The sequence below is a fragment of the Cupriavidus pinatubonensis genome (assembly GCF_019602855.1).
Lineage (GTDB): Bacteria > Pseudomonadota > Gammaproteobacteria > Burkholderiales > Burkholderiaceae > Cupriavidus > Cupriavidus pinatubonensis.
This window is the reverse complement of sequence record NZ_CP080767.1, coordinates 381,038-395,855: the sequence shown is the minus strand read 5'-3', so window position 1 is coordinate 395,855 and position 14,818 is coordinate 381,038. Positions and strand designations below refer to the sequence as shown.

Sequence of the window (14,818 nt, the reverse complement as noted above, 5' to 3'; positions counted from 1 at the left end):
CAACCCGGGAAACCGAAGTTCGGTATATTAACAGGTTTGCTTCTTCGCGCTTTCCGGGTCACCCGGCCTGACCATGCGGCCTAAGGATGGCGCATGAAGCACTGCATTTCAGTTTGGGATTTCCGTTAGACCGACCTGTCCATGCGCCTCGCGCCGACCGGCGGCCTGCCCGGCGACGACTTTTCGGCATATGGAAGAAATCAAGATCCGTGGGGCGCGCACCCACAACCTCAAGAACATCAATCTCGACCTGCCGCGCAACCGGCTGATCGTGATCACGGGCCTGTCGGGCTCGGGCAAGTCGTCGCTGGCGTTCGATACCCTCTACGCCGAAGGCCAGCGCCGGTACGTGGAATCGCTCTCGGCCTACGCGCGCCAGTTCCTGCAACTGATGGAAAAGCCGGACGTGGACCTGATCGAGGGCCTCTCGCCGGCCATCTCGATCGAGCAGAAGGCCACCAGCCACAACCCGCGCTCGACCGTCGGCACGGTGACCGAGATCCACGACTACCTGCGCCTGCTGTACGCGCGCGCCGGCACGCCCTACTGCCCCGACCACAACCTGCCGCTGCAGGCACAGAGCGTCTCGCAGATGGTGGACGCCGCGCTGGCGCTGCCCGAAGACACCAAGCTGATGATCCTGGCGCCGGTGGTGGCCGACCGCAAGGGCGAGCACTCCGACCTGTTCGACACCATGCAGGCGCAGGGTTTCGTGCGTTTCCGCATCCGCTCGGGCGGCGGCACCGCGCATGAAGCCGAGGCCAAGGTCTATGAAGTCGATGCGCTGCCCAAGCTGAAGAAGACGGAAAAGCACACCATCGAAGTCGTGGTCGACCGCGTCAAGGTTCGCGCGGACATCAAGCAGCGTCTGGCCGAATCGTTCGAGACCGCGCTGCGCCTGGCCGATGGCCGCGCCGTCGCGCTGGAACTCGACAGCGGCAAGGAGCACATGTTCAGCTCGCGCTTCGCGTGCCCGATCTGCTCGTACTCGCTGCAGGAACTGGAACCGCGCCTGTTCTCGTTCAACAATCCGATGGGCGCGTGCCCGAGCTGCGACGGCCTGGGCCAGATCACGTTTTTCGATCCGAAGCGTGTGGTGGCCTTCCCGAATCTGTCGCTCGCCTCTGGTGCGATCAAGGGCTGGGACCGGCGCAACCAGTTCTACTTCCAGATGCTGCAGAGCCTGGCGGCCTACTACGACTTCGACACCGAGACCGCGTTCGAAGACCTGCCGGCCAACGTCCAGCAAGTGGTGCTGCACGGCTCGGGCGAAGTCGAGATTCCGTTCACCTATATGAACGAACGCGGCCGCACCACGGTGCGCGAGCACGTGTTCGAAGGGATCATCCCGAACCTCGAACGCCGCTACCGCGAGACCGATTCGGTGGCCGTGCGCGAGGAGCTGGCCAAGTACCAGAACAACCAGCCCTGCCCCGCCTGCCAAGGCACGCGGCTGCGCACCGAGGCACGCCACGTCAAGATCGGCGAAGAGGATCAGGCTCGCGCCATTTTCGAGATCAACGGCTGGCCGCTGCGCGACACGCTGACGTATTTCCTGACGCTGGACATGCACGGCGCCAAGCGTGAAATCGGCGACAAGATCATCAAGGAAATTACCGCGCGGCTGAACTTCCTGAACAACGTGGGTCTCGATTACCTGTCGCTCGAACGCAGCGCCGATACGCTGTCGGGCGGCGAGGCGCAGCGCATCCGGCTGGCTTCGCAAATTGGCTCCGGCCTGACAGGCGTGATGTACGTGCTCGACGAGCCGTCGATCGGCCTGCACCAGCGCGACAACGACCGCCTGATCGGCACGCTCAAGCACCTGCGCGACATCGGCAACTCGGTGCTGGTAGTGGAACATGACGAGGACATGATCCGCGCGAGCGACTACGTGGTCGACATCGGCCCGGGCGCCGGCGTGCACGGCGGCATGATCGTGGCCGAGGGCACGCCAAGGCAGATCGAAGACTCGCCCGCGTCGTTGACGGGGCAGTATCTCTCCGGCCAGCGACGCATTGAAGTCCCGGGCAAGCGCGCTGCGCCCGACGATGAGCGCCTGCTGCGCATCGTCAATGCGAGCGGCAACAACCTGCGCAACGTCACGGCGGAGGTCCCGGTCGGGCTGCTGACCTGCATCACCGGCGTGTCGGGCTCGGGCAAGTCCACGCTGATCAACGACACGCTCTACCACGCGGTGGCGCGTCACTTGTACGGCTCCACGCCGGAGCCCGCCGCGCACGACCGCATCGAGGGGCTTGAGCATTTCGACAAGGTGATCAACGTCGACCAGAGCCCGATCGGCCGCACGCCGCGCTCGAACCCCGCCACGTACACAGGCCTGTTCACGCCGATCCGGGAACTGTTCGCGGGCGTGCCGTCGGCCAAGGAACGCGGCTACGATCCGGGCCGCTTCTCGTTCAACGTCAAGGGCGGGCGCTGCGAGTCCTGCCAGGGCGACGGCGTGCTCAAGGTCGAGATGCACTTCCTGCCCGACGTCTACGTGCCTTGCGACGTCTGCCACGGCAAGCGCTACAACCGCGAGACGCTCGAAGTCCTGTACAAGGGCAAGAACATCTCCGAAGTGCTGGACCTGACCGTCGAGCAGGCGCATGAGTTCTTCAGCGCGGTGCCCGTCGTGCGCCGCAAGCTGCAGACGCTGCTGGATGTGGGCCTGGGCTATATCCGCCTTGGCCAGTCGGCCACCACGCTGTCGGGCGGCGAGGCGCAGCGCGTGAAGCTGTCGCTGGAGCTATCGAAGCGCGACACCGGCCGCACGCTCTACATCCTCGACGAGCCGACCACGGGCCTGCACTTTCACGACATCGAGCTGCTGCTTAAGGTCATCCACAAGCTGCGCGACCAGGGCAATACGGTGGTGATCATCGAGCACAACCTTGATGTGATCAAGACCGCGGACTGGCTGATCGATATGGGGCCCGAAGGTGGCGCTGGCGGTGGCCAGGTAATTGCGCGCGGAACGCCCGAGGACGTAGCGAAGAGCAAGGCGAGTTTTACGGGGAAATATCTCGCGCCGCTGCTCAAGCGCGCCTGAGCGCAGCAGCCCGAACGGCGCCGGCTTGCATTCGGTGCCGCACGGCCTACCATGAACGGCGAGGACGGCCACCACGGCCGTCGCCGCCTACACATGGAGGCCCGCCATGGAACTCCTGTCGGTACCGGTCACGAAGCCGGAAGCGACCAACTTCATCTTCGGCCAGTCGCACTTCATCAAGACCGTGGAGGACCTGCATGAGGTGCTGGTGGGCACCGTGCCCGGCATCCGCTTCGGGCTGGCGTTCTGCGAGGCCTCGGGCAAGCGATTGGTCCGCTGGTCAGGCACCGACGAGTCGCTGATTGACCTGGCGTGTGAAAACGCCCGCGCGGTCGGCGCGGGGCACTCCTTCTTCATCTTTCTTGGCGACGGATTCTTTCCCGTCAATGTGCTTGGCGCAGTGCGTGCCGTGCCCGAGGTCTGCCGGATCTACTGCGCCACCGCCAACCCGGCCGAGATCATCGTCGCGCAGACCGATAGCGGCCGCGCCGTGCTCGGCGTCGTAGATGGCGCATCGCCGCTCGGCATCGAGACGGATGCGGATATCAGCGAACGGCGCGAGTTGCTGAGGAAGTTCGGCTACAAACTGTAGCCGCTCACTGCCGCGCGGCGGTGCTCAACTGCTGCATGGGCGGCGTGCCGGAGGCATCGTCTTCCTTCATGCGGCTGCGGTTGAGCACGCCCGCCTGTTCGAGCACCGGATAAGCCGTCGCGCAAAACAACGAGTTCAGGCGCTTCAGTTCGCTGATCACGTCGAGGTGCAGCGAACTGGTCTCCACGCTTTCGGCCGTCTGGATGGCCACGCGCTGCAGGTGCGTGCGCGCGTATTTCTGCTCGAGTTCGCGGAAGTTCGCCTTCTCGGCCATCAGCGTCTGTGCGCTCTTCAGGTCGCCGTTGAGAAACACCGACAGGCCGAGCCGCAGGTTCGACACGAGCCGCGCGTGCATCTCGGCAATCTCCTGCATGCCCGCTTCGGAGAACATCAGGTTGTGGGCGATCTTCTTTTCCTTGGCATCGACCAGTACGCGTTCGATGATGTCGCCCGCATGTTCGAGATTGATGGTCAGCGAGATGATCTCGGTCCAGCGCTGGCCGTCACGTTCGTCGAGCGCTTCCAGGCTAATGCGGGTCAGGTAGAGCTTGATCGCGGTGTAGAGGTCGTCGACCTCGTTGTCGATGCGGCAAGTGGCGGCAGCGAGCTTGGCATCGTTGGTGCGCAGCACGCGCAGCAGGTTGTCGAGCATCTGTTCGACGCGATCGCCGATGCGGAGCACTTCGCGCGCGGCGTTGGCCAATGCGAGCGTCGGCGTGGGCAGCGCGGCGGGGTCCAGGTGGCGCGGAGTAACCTGGCTTTCGCCGGTGTTGCGCCCGGGCAGCACCGCCTCGCAAAGACGCGCGAGCGGCGCGGTGGCGCCGAGCAACAGCACCGCGAGCGCGACATTGAACAGCAGGTGGAAATTGACGATCAGGCGCTGCGGATCATGGTCGATCAGCGCGAGCAAATTCTCCGCCTCGCCAAGGAATGGCAATGCCACCACGCAGCCCAGCAGCCGCGACAGCAGGTTGCCGAGCGTCACGCGCTTGCCGGGCTGGTTGTTGCCCGAGGTCGTCAGCAATGCCGAAATGCCGGAGCCAAGGTTGGCCCCGAGCACGAGCGCCAGCGCCACATGGATCGACACCACGCCGGCCGAGGCCAGCGCGCCACAGAACAGCACTACGGCCAGGCTCGAATAGCACAGGATGGTCAGGAACGCGCCGATCAGCATGTCCAGCGCCGCATCGCCGGTCAGCGTGCCGAACAACACTTTGACGCCTGCGGCTTGCACCACAGGGCGCGTGGCGATCGAAATCAGTTCTAGCGCCAGCGTGATCAAGCCGAGGCCGATCAGCACGCGGCCGACGTGGCCGGGCTTGCTGCCCTTCCAGGTCAGATGGAGGATCACGCCGAGAAAGATCAGCAGCGGCGACAGCCACGACAGGTCCAGCGAAAAGACCTGCACCATGACAGCGGTGCCTACGTTGGCGCCGAGCATGATGGCCAGCGCCGGCGCCACGGCGATCAGGCCCTGTCCGACGAAAGAACTGACGATGACCGCGGTGGCGTTGCTGCTCTGGACGAGTCCCGTGACGCCAAGCCCGGCAAGGAAGGCGGTGAACCGGTTGGCGACGCTGGTCGAGAGTACGTGACGGAGATTGGCACCGTAGACGCGCAGGATGCCGACCTTGACGATGTTCGTGCCCCAGACAAGAAGGGCCACGCCGGAAAGAAGATGCAGAAGTACGCCCATTGCGCGTCCCTGTGTGACCGGTGACGAACACAGCTCGGAGGCTCCGCCCGGTCATCATGTTGTTGTCAATGGGCCATTATGCGCCCCGCATGTAACCGGGGCAACGCCAAGGGGCGCGGGCAGCAAGCCCGCGCAGCGCTCAGGGAAGCGCCACCTTGATGCCGAGGCCGACGAAGATCGCGCCGGCCGCGCGGTCAAGCCAGCGCCCCGTGGTCGGCCGCTTGCGCAGCCATGCGCCGAGCCAGCCCGCGCACAGGCCGAACAGCGAGAACACCACGGCCGTCTGCAGCATGAACACCAGGCCCAGCAGCACGAACTGCAAGGCCGGGTGCGTGGCATCGGCATGCACGAACTGCGGCAGGAACACGAGGAAGAACAGCGTGACCTTGGGGTTCATCATGTTGCCGAGCACGCTCTGCCGGAACACCTTGCCAAGCGGCACCGCGGCCACGTCGGCGCCCTGTGCGAGTCCGCCCTTCGCACGCAGCGCCTGGATGCCGATCCAGATCAGGTAAGCCGCGCCGGCGTACTTGATCAGCTGGAACGCCAGCGGCGACGAGCGCAGCACCGCCGCGAGCCCGACCGCGGCGATCATCGTATGGAACAGGCAGCCGACGGCAAACCCGAGTGCTGCCACCACGCCTGCGCGGCGCCCCTGTGCCATGCCACGCGCCAGCACTTGCAGGTTGTCCGGGCCGGGGGCCAGGGTGATGGCGATCGAGGTCACAAGGAACAGCAGCAGGTCGGGCATGAAAATCTCCGTCGGAAAGGATCAGGCAGCGCGCACGGGCATACTAGTGGCCATCGAACCGGCACACCGTGAACAGAGGCAAACCCGCATTCTGCAGCAGCTTCGAACCGCCCAGTTCGGGCAGGTCGACGATCGCCGCGCCTTCCACCACGGTGGCGCCCAGGCGCTCGAGCAGCTTGCGGCCGGCCATCATGGTGCCGCCGGTGGCGATCAGGTCGTCGATCAGCAGCACGCGGTCGCCGGGCTTGCAGGCGTCGGCGTGGATCTCGACCGTGGCGCTGCCGTATTCGAGCTCGTATTCCTCGGCCACGGTCTGGAATGGCAGCTTGCCCTTCTTGCGGATCGGCACGAAGCCGAGGTTCAGTTCGTACGCGACGATCGCGCCGAGAATGAAACCGCGCGCGTCGATGCCTGCGACCAGGTCGAGCTGCGCGTCCATGTAGCGGTGCACGAAGACGTCGATCAGCACGCGCAGCGTCTTGGGGTTCTGCAGCAGCGGCGTGATGTCGCGGAACTGCACGCCGGGCATGGGCCAGTCCGGCACGGTACGGATGCGGTCGCGCAAGTATCCGGTGACATCGCCGAGATCGGGGGACTGGATGAGGGAATCTGCCATGGAAATCTTGAAATGAAGGTTGCGCCACGCGCCGGCACATCGCATTGGCTGCGGTAACGGGCTACCACCCGGGCCGCGCGGGCCGCACGCAAAATGGCCCTGCCGGTGCCGCGCCTGGCCCGACGGGCCGGCCGGGCACCCGTAACCATACAGGAGACCGCGATGGCAAAGAAGATTCTGATGCTGGCAGGCGACTTCGCCGAAGACTACGAAACCATGGTTCCGTTCCAGGCGCTGCAGATGGTGGGCCACACCGTGCATGCGGTGTGCCCGGACAAGAAAGCAGGCGACAACTGCGCCACGGCCATCCACGACTTCGAAGGCGACCAGACCTACACCGAAAAGCGCGGCCACAATTTCACGCTGAACGCCACATTCGCCGAGGTCGATCCGGCCGCCTACGACGCGCTGGTCATCCCTGGCGGTCGCGCCCCGGAGTACCTGCGCCTGAATGCCCGAGTGCTGGAGATCGTGCAGCACTTTGCCAGCAACAACAAGCCGATCGCGGCGGTGTGCCACGGCGCCCAGCTGCTGGCCGCTGCCGGCGTGCTCGAAGGGCGGACCTGTTCGGCCTACCCCGCCTGTGCACCGGAAGTGAAGCTTGCGGGCGGCAAGTACGCCGATATCCCGGTCGACCAGGCCCACACCGACGGCAATCTCGTGACGGCGCCGGCGTGGCCCGCACATCCCGCATGGCTGGCCCAGTTCCTTGCCGTGCTGGGGACGCGGATCGTACATTAGAGGCTTCCGAACGCGGCGCGGCCGTTCCTGGCAGGCGCCGACAGCACGGGGGTTCCCATGTGTGAGATCTTCATCCGCGCTAATCCGCAGTCCTACGAATGCCAGGCGCGGTCGCTGCGGCTGCATGGCGTTGCCACCAGCATCCGCCTCGAAAACCTGTTCTGGGAAGTACTCGAGGAACTCGCGCAACGCGACGGCATGACCGTCAACCAGCTCATCACGCGGCTGCATGACGAGCTCACCGTACATCGCGGCGACGCGGCCGTCGCTGGCAACTTCTCGTCTTTCCTCCGTGTGTGCTGCCTGCGCTACCTGATGCTGCAAGGCAAGGGGCGCATTCCCGCGGATACCAGCGTCGCGATCCGCTCTCTCGACGCCCGGTCTGTGCTGGACAACCTGCCGGCGTCGTGGGCGGAAGCGCCAGCCGGAGCGGCGCACTAGGGGACTCCAGCCAGATCAGTCGCTCAGGATCCGCGTCTCCGCCGCCTCCAGTGCCTCCGGCGTGCCACGCAGCACGATGATGTCGCCGACTTCGAGGATGGTGTCGGGCTCCGGATCGAAGGCGCGGATGCCACGGCGGCGAACGGCCGTCACTTCGGCGCCGATTCGCTCCAACCCCAACGCGCCCAAGCGGCGGCCGACGGCCGTCGCGGCCGGCTCGAGCGACACCGAATGCAGCCGCACGCTATCGCGCTCGACCATGTCCTCTTCATCGTCGCGGCCGTGAAAGTAGCCGCGCAGCAGGCTGTAGCGCGCATCGCGTGCTTCCTGCACGCCACGCAACACGTGACGCATGGGCACCCCGAGCAGCACCAGCGCATGCGAAGCCAGCATCAGGCTGCCCTCGATGATTTCCGGCACGACTTCGGTGGCACCCGCTTTCTGCAACGTGTCGAGTTCAGAATCGTCGACCGTGCGTACGATCACCGGCAACGCCGGCGCCAACTCCTGCACATGGTGCAGCACCTTGAGCGCTGACGGCGTGTTGGCATAGGTGATGATGACGGCGGCGGCGCGGTGGATACCGGCGGCAATCAGCGCCTCGCGACGCCCAGCGTCACCGTAGACCACGGTATCGCCCGCCGCGGCGGCATCGCGCACGCGGTCCGGATCAAGGTCGAGCGCCACGTAAGTGATGCTCTCGCGCTCGAGCATATGCGCCAGGTTCTGGCCGCTGCGCCCGTAACCGCAGATGATCGCGTGCTTCTCGGTCTGCAGGCTCTGCGCGGCGATACGCGTCATGTTCAGCGACTGCATCAGCCATTCGTTCGCCGCAAAGCGCAGCACAATGGCATCGCTGTACTGGATCAGGAACGGCGCGGCCAGCATCGAGAGCAGCATCGACGCCAGGATCACCTGGATCAGCACCGGGTCCACCAGGTTGAGGCCGTCAATCTGGTTGAGCAGCACGAAGCCGAATTCGCCGGCCTGCGCGAGCCCCAGGCCCGTGCGGATGGCCACGCCCTGGCGCGAGCCGAACAGGCGCGCCAGTACGGAGATCAGCAGCAGCTTGAACAGGATCGGCACCCCCAGCAGCACCAGCACCAGCCAGATGTGCTCGATCACCACCTGGATGTTGAGCAGCATGCCAATGGTCACGAAGAACAGCCCGAGCAGCACGTCGCGGAAGGGCTTGATGTCCTCTTCCACCTGGTGCCGGTAGGGCGTTTCCGAAATCAGCATGCCGGCCATGAACGCGCCCAGCGCCATCGACAGGCCCAGCCGCTCGGTCAGCGCAGCCATGCCAAGCGTGACCAGCAGCAGGTTCAGCATGAACAGTTCCTGCGAGCGCCGCGCCGCCACCACGTGGAACCAGCGGCTCATCAGGCGCTGTCCGAGGAAGAAGATCACACCGAGCGCCACCGCGATCTTCGCCGTGGCCATGCCGAGTGCAACCATCAGGTCACCGGGGTCGCGCGACAGCGCCGGGATCACGATCAGCAGCGGCACCACGGCCAGGTCCTGGAACAGCAACACGCTGATGATGTTGCGGCCATGCTCGCTTTCCAGCTCCACGCGCTCGGACAGCATCTTCGACACGATGGCCGTCGACGACATGGCCAGTGCCCCGCCAAGCGCCACGGAAGCCTGCCAGGACAACGGAAACAGCCAGTTGAACAGCCAGCTCGCCGGCACCACGGCCAGCATCGACAATACGACCTGCGAGCCGCCCAGCCCGAACACGAGCCGTTTCATGGCGCGAAGCTTGCTCAGGCTGAATTCCAGGCCAATCGAAAACATCAGGAAGACCACGCCGAACTCGGCCAGGTACTTGGTCTGGGCCGTGTCGCTGGCCAGGCCCAGCGCATGCGGGCCGATCAGGATGCCGACCGCCAGGTAGCCGAGCATGGGCGGCAGCTGGAGCATGCGGAACGCGACCACGCCGAATACGGCGGCAGCCAGCAGCACCAGGGTCAGTTCCAGCGGAGAATGCATCAGGCGGCTCAGGAAGAACCGTCAGGACTGGCCGGCTGCGCCCCGGCACGGGCCCTGCCGGCGGAACACGGCAAGCGCGGCGCTTGCCGGGACGGCCCGGGCGTCGCCGCATTCGTTGGTATACTTCGACGCCATGATAGCCAATTTCGATGCGGATCGAGCACTCCGGCTCGCCCAAAGTACCCTCCAGATTGAAGCCGAAGCGGTCGCCGCACTTTCGGGGCGCCTGACCCCGGACTTCTCGCACGCGGTGCAGCTCGTCCTGCAGTGCACGGGACGCGTCGTGGTGTCGGGCATCGGCAAGTCAGGCCATATCGGCCGCAAGGTCGCGGCGACGCTGGCCTCGACCGGCACGCCGGCCTTCTTTGTCCATCCGGCCGAAGCCAGCCACGGCGACCTCGGCATGGTCACGCGCGATGACGTCCTGATCGCATTCTCCAATTCCGGCGAAACCGGCGAGCTGCTGTCGATCATCCCGATCGTCAAGCGCATCGGCGCGCGGCTGATCTCGGTCACCGGCAACCCGGAATCGAACCTGGCCAAGCTCGCAGACGCCCATCTCGATGCCGGCGTGGAAAAGGAAGCCTGCCCGCTGAACCTGGCGCCAACGGCCAGCACCACGGCGGCGCTGGCACTCGGCGACGCGCTCGCGGTCGCGGTGCTCGATGCGCGCGGCTTCGGCGAGGAAGACTTCGCGCGCTCGCACCCGGGCGGCGCGCTCGGCCGCAAGCTGCTGACCCACGTGCGCGATGTGATGCGCAGCGGCAATGCGGTGCCGGAGGTCCGCGAAAACACGCCGCTGGCCCAGGCGCTCATGGAAATCACGCGCAAGGGCATGGCCATGACCGCCGTGGTCGACTCTGACGGCAAGGCCATCGGCGTCTTCACCGACGGCGACCTGCGCCGCCTGCTGGAAACCCCGCGCGACTGGAAGACCGTGCCGATCGGCGATGTGATGCACCACAACCCGCACGTGGTGCACGAAGACCAGTTGGCCGTCGAAGCCGTGCAGGTCATGGAAGCCAACCGCATCAACCAGTTGCTGGTGGTCGACCATGACGGGCGCCTGGTGGGCGCGCTGCACATCCACGACCTGACCCGCGCCAAGGTCATCTGATCCACGGCGCGCACGCAAAGAGACCATGCAGGCCCTCCTGTCCTCCCTCACCGGGATCGTCTTGCGCCTGCTGCCATTGCTGCTGATGGCAGTGGTGGCAGGCAGCACGTTCTGGCTGGTGCAGATCAATTCGCAGCAGGAAGGCACCAAGGCGCCTGTCGTCCGCAAGCACGAGGCCGACTACTACATTGAGCGGTTCTCGGCCACCGAGCTGGCGCAGGACGGCGGCACCAAGGTGCGGTTCACCGGCGACAAGATGGTCCACTTCGACGACGACCAGACCTACGAAGTGACCCGTCCCGCCATGCGCGCCTATCAGCCTAACCGGCCGCCGGTGTCCGCGCGTGCCGACCTCGGCCGCATGAACGCCGAAGGCTCGGTCATCGACCTGTATGGCAATGGCTTCGTCGAACGCCAGCAGGGAGCGGATGCGGCCAAGGACCCGCTGCTGACGGCGGCGTCGAGCTACTTCCAGGTGCTGCTCAACGATGACATCGTCAAGACCGACAAGGCCGTCAAGCTCACGCGCGGCCCGTCGGTCATGACCGCCAACGGCCTGATCTTCAACAACGTTACCCGCGAAGTACAATTGCTGGGTAACGTACGGGGCACCATCATTACCGGTGCACCTGCCCGGACTCCGGGATCCTGACAACAACAGCCGCCCGCGCGCGACGGGGCGGCACCGCGGACCCGAGGTTCGCGCGAATTTCCGCCTTCCTGCGACCCTTTGCCAACATGATTGCCTCCCTGTCGACCTTGTCCCGCCGGCGCGCCGCCCCGGTGCTGCTGGCCGCAGCCGCCGTGCTTGCCGCGCTGGCGCCGCCGGCCGCCCATGCCGAACGCGCGGACCGGGACAAGCCACTGGTACTGGAAGCCGATAACGCCAGCTACGACGACGTCAAGCAGATCTACACGCTGACCGGCAATGTGGTCCTGACCAAGGGCACCATGGTGCTGAAGTCCGACGCCGCCGAGATCCGCACCGACCCCGAGGGCTACCAGTACGCGGTGGCCACGGCCAAGGGCGGCAAGCAGGCGTATATCCGCCAGAAGCGTGACGGCGTCGACGAGTACATGGACGGCTGGGGCGATCGCATCGAGTACGACGGCAAGCAGGAGCTGTCCAAGCTGATCGGCCACGCACGCATGGCGCGCCTGCAAGGTGCCAAGCTCGTCGACGAGATCCGCGGCGCGGTGCTGACCTATGACAGCCGCAACGAGTTCTATACCGCGGCCGGCGGGGGTGACAACACCTCGGCCGGCAACCCGTCTGGACGCGTGCGCGCGGTGCTCTCGCCGCGCCAGGAAGCGAGTGGTGCGGCCGCTGCCCCGCCGCTCGACCTGAAGCCGGCGCCCGCGCCGTCCAGCAAGCCCTGAATCCCGCGCGCGAGCGCACGACCGCCATCATGACCGATACCGCAACACTCGCCCCCACGCCCGCTTCCGCCGCCAACGACGTCCGTGCCGAGAGCAGCACGATGGTCGTGCGCCACCTGAAGAAGCGCTACGGGACGCGTACGGTGGTCAAGGACGTGTCGCTCGACGTGAAAAGCGGCGAGGTCGTGGGCCTGCTGGGTCCGAATGGCGCCGGCAAGACCACGTCGTTCTACATGATCGTCGGCCTGGTGGCGCTCGACGAGGGCGATATCGTGCTCGACGGGCAGCACATCAGCGGCCTGGCCATCCACGAACGCGCGCGCATGGGGCTTTCCTACCTGCCGCAGGAAGCGTCGGTGTTCCGCAAGCTGAATGTCGAAGAGAACATCCGCGCGGTGCTGGAGCTCCAGGTCGTGAACGGCAAGCCGCTGCCAAAGGCCGAGATCGACGCGCGGCTCGATACGCTGCTGGACGACCTGCAGATCGCCCACTTGCGCAACAACCCGGCGCTTTCGCTGTCGGGCGGCGAACGCCGCCGCGTTGAAATTGCGCGCGCGCTGGCATCGTCGCCGCGCTTCATCCTGCTGGACGAACCGTTCGCCGGCGTGGACCCGATCGCGGTCGGCGAAATCCAGCGCATCGTCAGCTTCCTGAAGGCACGCAATATCGGCGTGCTTATCACCGACCACAACGTGCGCGAGACGCTCGGCATCTGCGACCACGCGTACATCATCAGCGAAGGCACCGTGCTCGCGGCGGGCCAGCCTGAAGACATCATCGCGAACGAATCGGTGCGGCGCGTCTACCTGGGCGAGAATTTCCGCATGTGAAGCGGGGGTGGCACGCGGCCACCGGGAAAGAGGCGATCAGGCGACACATGCGATAGCAATTTCCGTTCCAACATCGGAAAGATGCGCATAAAATAGGTCGCATGAAACCGTCGCTCCAGCTCCGCCTTTCGCAGCATCTGGCACTCACGCCGCAACTGCAGCAGTCGATCCGACTGCTGCAACTCTCAACGCTGGAACTGCAACAGGAAGTCGAGCAGGCGCTCACGGAGAACCCGCTGCTGGAGCGCGAAAACGACTGGATCGAAAGTCCGCTGCGCGTAGCGGCAGATGGCTCGGTCAACCTGCAAAGTGCCCCGGCTTCCGCTCCTGCCGAACCGCAGGGCAATGGCGAAGCGAATGCCGACAGCGCACGCGGCAGCGATGACGAGAACTACACCGACAGCGGCGGTGACGACTACGGCAGCGACTGGAGCCTCGACGATTTCGCGCGGCGCCCCCAGGGCGAGGACGACGAAAAGACGCCCATGCAGCTGCGCGATGCCGAGCCCACGCTGCGCGAACATCTGATGGAACAGCTCACGCCGCTGAAGATTTCGCTGCGCGACAAGGGGCTGGCGATCTTCCTGATCGAATCGCTCGATGACGACGGCTACCTGAGCACGTCGCTCGACGAGATCTGCTCGGAACTGCCCGAGGAACTCGAATTCGAAGTCGACGAAGTCCAGGCCATGCTCACGCTGCTGCAGAGCTTCGACCCGGCGGGCGTGGGCGCGCGCAATGCAGCCGAATGCCTGAGCCTGCAATTGCGCCGGCTGCAGCACCCGCAGCGCGAACTGGCGCTGTCGATCGTCCAGCATCATCTTGAATTGCTTGCGGTGCGCGACTACACGCGCCTGAAAAAAGCGCTGCAGGTGGACGAAGCGGCGCTAAAAGCCGCGCATGAACTGATCCGTTCGCTCGCGCCGTATCCCGGGCATGCGTATAGCCGGCCTGAAGCGGATTTCGTAGTGCCCGACGTGTTCGTGCGCAAGAGCGGCAGCAGCTGGATTGCACAGCTGAACCCGGATGTGATGCCCCGCCTGCGCATCAACGACATGTACGCGCAGATCCTGCGCGGAGCGAAGGGGGAATCCGGCGCTGCCGGGCTGCAGCAAAAGCTGCAGGAGGCACGTTGGCTGATCAAAAATATTCAGCAAAGGTTCGACACAATCCTGCGAGTTTCACAGGCAATTGTCGAACGTCAGAAGAACTTTTTCACGCACGGCGAAATCGCGATGCGCCCCTTGGTTTTGCGGGAGATTGCCGATACACTGGGATTACACGAGTCAACCATATCCCGGGTGACGACCAATAAATACATGGCAACGCCGATGGGTACTTTCGAACTGAAGTACTTCTTCGGTAGCCACGTGTCCACCGAAACCGGTGGCGCGGCTTCATCAACGGCGATCCGCGCCTTGATCAAGCAACTTATAGGAGCCGAAGACCCGAGGAGTCCTCTTTCCGACAGCCGAATTGCCGAATTGCTGGGTGAACAAGGCTTCGTTGTCGCGCGCCGTACCGTCGCCAAGTATCGCGAAGCCCTGAAGATCCCCGCTGTCAATCTCCGCAAGACTTTGTAGCCGAGTTGCACCGCCTGCCTG

The 14,818-nt window shown here is 65.3% G+C and carries 13 protein-coding genes; 9 read left to right on the top strand and 4 right to left on the bottom strand.

The features are described 5' to 3' along the window. Positions 1-190: 190 nt before the first annotated feature. Both uvrA and K2O51_RS14310 read left to right on the top strand, forming a co-directional pair. Complete coding sequence (gene uvrA / locus K2O51_RS14315; protein ID WP_011296557.1) at positions 191-3,055, top strand: excinuclease ABC subunit UvrA; 2,865 nt, start codon at positions 191-193, stop codon at positions 3,053-3,055. Positions 3,056-3,161: 106 nt separating this feature from the next. Continuing rightward, complete coding sequence (locus K2O51_RS14310; protein WP_011296556.1) at positions 3,162-3,647, top strand: adenosine-specific kinase; 486 nt, start codon at positions 3,162-3,164, stop codon at positions 3,645-3,647. Positions 3,648-3,651: 4 nt separating this feature from the next. Here the strand turns inward: K2O51_RS14310 and K2O51_RS14305 are convergent, their stop codons facing one another. From K2O51_RS14305 to K2O51_RS14295, 3 genes are all read right to left on the bottom strand, one after another. After that, positions 3,652-5,343 carry a Na/Pi cotransporter family protein gene (locus K2O51_RS14305; RefSeq protein WP_011296555.1) on the bottom strand — a complete coding sequence of 564 codons (1,692 nt, stop codon included), beginning with the start codon at positions 5,341-5,343 and terminating at the stop codon, positions 3,652-3,654. Between the two features lie 139 nt (positions 5,344-5,482). Then, positions 5,483-6,094 (bottom strand): LysE family translocator, encoded by a 612-nt coding sequence (locus K2O51_RS14300; protein WP_011296554.1) that lies wholly within the window; start codon positions 6,092-6,094, stop codon positions 5,483-5,485. Between the two features lie 43 nt (positions 6,095-6,137). Beyond that, the gene (locus K2O51_RS14295; protein ID WP_041679800.1) at positions 6,138-6,710 is read right to left on the bottom strand and encodes an adenine phosphoribosyltransferase; all 573 of its coding nucleotides are present in this window, start codon (positions 6,708-6,710) and stop codon (positions 6,138-6,140) included. Positions 6,711-6,872: 162 nt separating this feature from the next. Here K2O51_RS14295 and K2O51_RS14290 point away from each other — a divergent pair, with 162 nt between their 5' ends. Next, a complete protein-coding gene (locus K2O51_RS14290; protein ID WP_011296552.1) occupies positions 6,873-7,451 on the top strand; it encodes a DJ-1/PfpI family protein in 579 nt (192 codons plus the stop codon). A gap of 57 nt (positions 7,452-7,508) precedes the next feature. Next, positions 7,509-7,892: a ribbon-helix-helix domain-containing protein gene (locus K2O51_RS14285; protein ID WP_011296551.1), complete on the top strand. Its 384-nt coding sequence runs from the start codon at positions 7,509-7,511 to the stop codon at positions 7,890-7,892. 15 nt (positions 7,893-7,907) lie between these two features. Here K2O51_RS14285 and K2O51_RS14280 read toward each other — a convergent pair whose 3' ends face one another. After that, positions 7,908-9,887 carry a monovalent cation:proton antiporter family protein gene (locus tag K2O51_RS14280; RefSeq protein ID WP_011296550.1) on the bottom strand — a complete coding sequence of 660 codons (1,980 nt, stop codon included), beginning with the start codon at positions 9,885-9,887 and terminating at the stop codon, positions 7,908-7,910. A 133-nt stretch (positions 9,888-10,020) separates the two neighbouring features. Here K2O51_RS14280 and K2O51_RS14275 point away from each other — a divergent pair, with 133 nt between their 5' ends. The 5 genes from K2O51_RS14275 (at position 10,021) to K2O51_RS14255 (ending at position 14,797) form a co-directional block, all read left to right on the top strand. Continuing rightward, on the top strand, positions 10,021-11,004 hold the full coding sequence (locus K2O51_RS14275) for a KpsF/GutQ family sugar-phosphate isomerase (RefSeq protein WP_011296549.1): 984 nt from the start codon (positions 10,021-10,023) through the stop codon (positions 11,002-11,004). 25 nt (positions 11,005-11,029) lie between these two features. After that, complete coding sequence (lptC, locus tag K2O51_RS14270; protein ID WP_011296548.1) at positions 11,030-11,656, top strand: LPS export ABC transporter periplasmic protein LptC; 627 nt, start codon at positions 11,030-11,032, stop codon at positions 11,654-11,656. 86 nt (positions 11,657-11,742) lie between these two features. After that, complete coding sequence (gene lptA / locus K2O51_RS14265) at positions 11,743-12,384, top strand: lipopolysaccharide transport periplasmic protein LptA (RefSeq protein WP_011296547.1); 642 nt, start codon at positions 11,743-11,745, stop codon at positions 12,382-12,384. A gap of 29 nt (positions 12,385-12,413) precedes the next feature. After that, positions 12,414-13,214 (top strand): LPS export ABC transporter ATP-binding protein, encoded by an 801-nt coding sequence (lptB, locus tag K2O51_RS14260; RefSeq protein ID WP_011296546.1) that lies wholly within the window; start codon positions 12,414-12,416, stop codon positions 13,212-13,214. Positions 13,215-13,315: 101 nt separating this feature from the next. Further along, positions 13,316-14,797: an RNA polymerase factor sigma-54 gene (locus K2O51_RS14255; RefSeq protein WP_220631250.1), complete on the top strand. Its 1,482-nt coding sequence runs from the start codon at positions 13,316-13,318 to the stop codon at positions 14,795-14,797. Positions 14,798-14,818 lie beyond the last annotated feature (21 nt).